This is a genomic window from Nocardioides salsibiostraticola (assembly GCF_054783655.1).
Genome location: NZ_BAAGQD010000023.1, coordinates 1 through 5349, shown reverse-complemented (window position 1 = coordinate 5349; position 5349 = coordinate 1). Strand labels below are relative to the sequence as shown.

Genomic DNA, 5349 nt, shown 5'->3' with positions numbered 1-5349 from the left:
CCCGCCGGCCGAGTTCGAGGACACGTTCTACGCTCAGACACGGACCGACCAACCCCTGGTCGGAATCCAATAGCCAGAGTCTCCATCAGACCCAGGGCGATTCACACGTCAGGCAAGCGTCGCTTGAGGGCTAAGCCGGATGACCCGACTCAGGTCGAACGTCATGAACTTCATCCTGGCCCAGGTCAACGGCCACCGCCGCATCCGTTGAGCATGCCGAGGCGGAAATATGAGATTGGACAGGCGTTCTCTTACCCTTCGAGAAGTGCAAACTCGTCACGTAAGGATTCGAGGGGTCCAAGAGCGATCACCGTCACGGAACCATTCAGAACGAGAGAAGTCACACCGTTGGCCTCTGTAGGCTTAGCGCCTTCAGGGACCGGAATCGGCCGAGGCTCCCCTTTGTAGAGGCACACACTAAAGACGTCATCTTCGCCGACGTCTGACAAGTCGTCATAGGCATCGACTTCGATAACGGGCCCACCGAATTCCTTGGCTCTAGACCTGAACCATTCGTTCAACATTTCCACGTTCGCTGACTTGCTTTCGATGAACTCAACCGTCGCAGAGTCTCCTAGAACATTCGGGTCGCTCGCGGCCTTGGTGCACTCAGCCTCGTCTGATGGTCCAGCTGAAGCGGTGTCGGAAAAAACACTGCTCGAAGAGCCACAGCCCACCAGCAGCGGCAGCAGTACGCAGGAGAGTAGCGTTTTGGTTAGCATGGTTTATTCTGTGCCGCCTTTCGTGCGGAGGCAGACTTCCAACCACCGCACAGCTGTGGAGTGCCCACAGTCTCGGTGTCCTGACCGGTCCAGTTGGTCCACGACCCCGCCCCTTTGGTGTACTTGAGATAATTCAGGTCGTAGCGTGTCATCTTGGCTCCGGAATCGTACGACTCAAGGCCGGCCTCGACTCGGATGCCCGAAACTCCCCAGTTCAAGGTGTACTTGTTGACGCCATTGACGAGGAATTTCCATGTACTTCCGTTTGAGCGAGTGATGCGAAACGTGCGCACGGAGCCATTTGGGATATTATTCTACTGGCCCAGCGGGTACCAGTTCCCCCCGGACCCGTATCCCCAGAAACGATATCTCTTATTGTCGTTGCACTGATGAGCCGTGCCCAGCTCCAACCAATTCGTGACACTCGACGATACGATAACCCACTGCGTTTGGTATAGCGGATTCCCTGAGTAATGAGAAGAGCAACCGGTAGACGCTTGATTAGTCACGCCACGATCTGGTCGATCTACTGACAGACCAGTGTAGTTATTAAAGGTCCATTCTTTCCCGATCGAGTACTTGTGGAAGCCGGCGGCCTCAGATGCGGGGACGGCGACCAAAAGGGCCGAAGCGGTGGCAAACGCGCCCACACATGCCGTCACCACAGCGACCCACCGTGCCCTGCTTGCGGCCGCGGGTGAGAGTCGATGCATATTTCGGCACGCTACGCTCGGCTGGCTAAGTCGTCAACGCTCCTCACGAAAACTGCCCCGCGAAACGCTCTCTGGCGTGCCTCACGTATGAATGCCCAGCAAACGGTGAGCGTGGTCGAGTATGAGAATAGAGTTGTCGATGCAGTCTCGTGCCGAGGTCACCAAGAGGTACGCCAAGGCGTACGCGAGGCTTCGATAAGGACAAGGGCCAGATCCTGGACCAGGTCTGCGAGGTCACGCGGTGGTCTCCCGACAATGCCCGTCGTCGGCTGGTCGCAGCCGCGAACCGTCCTCCAGGAGTTGGGCGGCAGGCCGCGAGAACGCCATGGAATCCTCGGGCTCCGAATTACTCCTACTGACTGGGACCCGGTTGGTGGTCCAGGGGTTATGAGAGTGCTGGTTGGGTGTTGGTCCACTGCTGCTGGAAGGCCCCGGGGGTGAGGTCGCCCAGCGAGCCGTGGGGTCTGTAGGTGTTGCACTCGATGCGCCAGTCTTCGGCCAGGACCTGGGCTTCGAGGAGCGTGTCGAACTGTTCGGTGGTGAGGAACTCGTCGCGGAATCTTCCGTTGAATGACTCGGAGTAGCCGTTCTGCCACGGCGAGCCGGGATCGATGAACGCGGTCTCGACCCTGGCCAGGCGGCACCAGTCGATCATCGCGTGCGCGGTCAGTTCGGTGCCGTTGTCCATGCGGATGTTGGCCGGCCACCGGCCGGTGGTGGCGATGATTTCCTCGAGGACCGCGACGGTGGCGTCGGCGGTGAACGATCGGGCTGCCCGGGTTGCGAACGCTTCGCGGGTGAACTCATCGACGATGTTGAGGAACCGTAGTTGGCGCCCATCAGAGGTGACGTCGTACTGGAAGTCCAACGCCCATACGTGGTCAGGACGCGCCGATTCGATGCGGTCGCCGCGTTGCTCACCGACGCGGCGCCGCTTGCGGGCCTGTTGCGGGCGTTTGAGGCCTTCCTCGCGCCACAGCCGCCGGGTCCGTTTCCTGTTCATCACCAGCCCCTCGCGGCGTGCGATCGCGTGCGCCTTGCGCCAGCCCCACCGCGGGTGCTTCTTCGCGATCGCCCGCAATCGTGCCCGGAGCTGCTGCTCAGCATCGGAGCGAACCCGGACAGTGATTCGTTGGGTCGAGCGGTGTTGGCCCGCCACCCGGCAGGCGCGGCGCTGAGATACCCCGAACATGACGACAAGCAGATCGACTGCTCGCCGTCGTCGTTCGGGGCTCAGAAGTTTCCCCGGGACAACTCCTTGAGCATGTCGATGTCCAGGGCCTGCTCGGCGACGAGCTTCTTCAGCCGGGCGTTCTGTTTCTCGAGTTCCTTGAGCCGTTTCGTATCGTCAGCTTTCATCCCGCCGTACTGATTGCGCCACCGGTGCCAGGTCTGCTCGGAGACCTCCAAGTGTTTGCACACCGCCGCCAGATCACTGCCCTCACCAAGCATCCGCTCGCCCTCGCGCAGCTTACGGATGACCTGCTCAGGGGTGTGCCTACGTCGCTTCGCCATGGTCGTAAATCCTCCTGCCCCCATCATGGGGGATCGGACTCTCACAACCTCTGGACCACTACACGGGGATCAGGTCATCTGCCGCATAGTGTGCGCGTCAGCGCACACGGATCTGCCGCATAGTGTGCGCGTCAGCGCACACGGATCTGCCGCATAGTGTGCGCGTCAGCGCACACGGATCTGCCGCGATCCGCGCGCCAAGACTTATTGGGTCGCGGTTGCGGGCGCTGCGATCCGCAGCAGAAGCCCCTGGCGGTGTTGCTGCTTCATGTCGCGGAGGCCATGAAGGCTGCGAGGATGTAGTTGGGGTGCCGATCGAGGTTGTTGCGTGCTCGGTCGTATCGCATCGTTGTCCGGGGGTCGGCGTGGCGGGCGGCGATCTGAACGTCACGCAGGTCAACTCCCGCGTCGAGCATCGTCGTGACGAATGTGTGTCTGAGCATGTGTGGGTGCATCCGGTCGATCGTGACTCCGGAAGTCCGAACCAGGGCTCGTAGCCGTCGAGTGGCCGCGTGCCGGTCCATGCGTCGGCCTTGACCGTTGAGAAGGAGCGGGCCGCTCTCGCGGGTTCCTGCGGCACGGTCGATCGCTCGACCTACGGCGGGCGAGAGCGGGACCTGGGCGATCTTGTCGCCCTTGCCGTGAACCCGCAGCACTCGGTGTCCGCGGATTTCGCTGAGTGCTTCGATGTTGGCGCCGGTGGCCTCGAAGATCCTCAGCCCGAGCAAACCCAGCATCGCGACCAGTGCGAAGTCGTTGTCATTGGTCGAATCGCGGCCGGCGGAAAGCATGGCCTCGAACTGCAGGTGGCTCAGTCCCAGGGTCGGCGACTCCGGGGGGACCTTCGGTCGACGGACGTACTCGGCTGGTGAGTGTTCGAGGACACCGTCGATGACACAGGTTCGGTAGAAGCCCGAAAGCACTGAGAGGCGCCGGGACACAGTTGAGGGCTTGAGTCTGCGCACCTCCTGCATCCAGCGTAGGAACAGTTCGATGTGCGCGCGCTGGGCCTGGAGCGGCGGGAGCCCGTGGTCGTGGCACCAGTTCAGGTAGATGTTCAAGTCAGAGGCTGTGTGAGCACGGGTCTGGCCCTTGTAGCGAGCCAGGTGCGCTGCGACAGCCAGATGCAGAATCTGATCGTCGTGGTCGATTGTCACGGGTAACAGGTCGGTAGCGGTCATAGCTCAGCAAGAACCCGGATGGCGCGATCGTCAACCGAAGGTCCCTTCCGGTTGCGCGCCACCAGCGGCAGATCCATGTGCGCTGACGCGCACACTACGCGGCAGATTCGGGTGCCCCTACTTGGAGGGCGGCCAGTCTTTCGGAGCGGCTCGATCAATGGCGTCGGTGACTCCTGGGGTGCTCAGGCATGTCCCGTCGGCTAGGTAGCTCACGGTGTACGAGACGTTCCGATAGCGGCCGCGTCGGAGATCGCTGAAGTTGATCTGGAGCGTGCCTGCTGCTTCGTCCAAGAAGTAGTCCGCTTCCCCGAGGCCCTCCTCCGGCAGTCGCACATCTGCGCAACGCGTGATCCCAGAGTCTGGTGAGTCGGTCGCTTGGCCCGGTGAGATCGGTTGAGACCTCGACGCACCGTTGGCGCTAGCCGGCGGATCTCGGAGCACTTCTGAGTCACTGGTCGGAGCAGCCCCGGTACAGCCGACGAGTAGGCCAAGTCCGGCGAGACCGAGAGATGTTCGAAGCATGCTCGTCATCAGATCATCTACTGGCTCGGAGGGTTGCAGACTCAACATTTTCGCATGGGGGGCATCCGCTCCTCGGCATTATGCACAGGACCGCGCCCTCTCGGCGGCAGAAGCGGACGCTATGCCCGCTGCCAATCAGCTTTCGCTACGACCGCGAGCATGCTCACGATCCAGCACCTGATGCCGGTCTCCACTCGCCACCTTTCGTCGTTGCCTCCCGCGGAGGAGGTGCTTGCTCCGGGAGGGTCGGAGCGATGCAGGGTTCCAACTGGTAGAGCGAGTAGACCGCAAAGCCTTCGTGGGGTTGCAGGCGCTGGAGCGTTTGCTTGACATCGTGGACGGCGTCATCGACGTCTCCCCACATGACGCTTGCCATGTCGGCCCACTCTTGGGGGCTCATCACGATGTGCACGCGCCGCGACTCTGTCTCGTTGACGGGCAGGGCCACCTCGATCGTTCCGGGCGCGATCTCTGTGGCGGAGGTCCACCCGTCGAGAGACTCGATGAGGCGCTCCCAGAGGCGGCGTTCGTAGTTCACGTTCACAAGCATGCCGGACTTTCATCCTCCCCTCGGCAGGATCGCGCACAGTCAGCGGCAGAACCGGATGTCCCAGGTCAGCGTGTCGATCCTCGGCGCAGTTTGAGCACAGCCGCCCAGAAGACCCCGATGAGACCCAGACTCGAGGCGATGCCGTC

4 protein-coding genes are annotated in these 5349 nt (G+C 61.9%); all 4 read right to left on the bottom strand.

The window, feature by feature from the left end; translation table 11 throughout:
* Positions 1–251: 251 nt before the first annotated feature.
* The 4 genes from ACYVLV_RS12260 to ACYVLV_RS12245 all read right to left on the bottom strand — a co-directional run bounded on the left by ACYVLV_RS12260 (position 252) and on the right by ACYVLV_RS12245 (position 5203).
* Positions 252–722 (bottom strand): hypothetical protein, encoded by a 471-nt coding sequence (locus tag ACYVLV_RS12260; RefSeq protein ID WP_460810324.1) that lies wholly within the window; start codon positions 720–722, stop codon positions 252–254.
* Between the two features lie 1098 nt (positions 723–1820).
* Positions 1821–2950, bottom strand: a protein-coding gene (locus tag ACYVLV_RS12255; RefSeq protein ID WP_460810323.1) for an IS3 family transposase whose coding sequence is annotated in 2 segments (ribosomal slippage) — positions 1821–2683 and positions 2683–2950 — 1131 coding nt in all. Because the reading frame shifts where the segments join, the coding sequence is not laid out codon by codon here.
* Positions 2951–3216: 266 nt separating this feature from the next.
* Positions 3217–4107 carry a tyrosine-type recombinase/integrase gene (locus ACYVLV_RS12250; protein WP_460810322.1) on the bottom strand — a complete coding sequence of 297 codons (891 nt, stop codon included), beginning with the start codon at positions 4105–4107 and terminating at the stop codon, positions 3217–3219.
* Between the two features lie 709 nt (positions 4108–4816).
* Positions 4817–5203 (bottom strand): hypothetical protein, encoded by a 387-nt coding sequence (locus ACYVLV_RS12245; RefSeq protein ID WP_460810321.1) that lies wholly within the window; start codon positions 5201–5203, stop codon positions 4817–4819.
* Positions 5204–5349 lie beyond the last annotated feature (146 nt).

What these genes read in the sequence shown, in the direction of transcription:
- ACYVLV_RS12260 (WP_460810324.1), bottom strand. Translation starts at nt 722, where the DNA reads ATGCTAACCAAAACGCTACTCTCCTGCGTACTGCTGCCGCTGCTGGTG.
- ACYVLV_RS12245 (WP_460810321.1), bottom strand. Translation starts at nt 5,203, where the DNA reads ATGCTTGTGAACGTGAACTACGAACGCCGCCTCTGGGAGCGCCTCATC.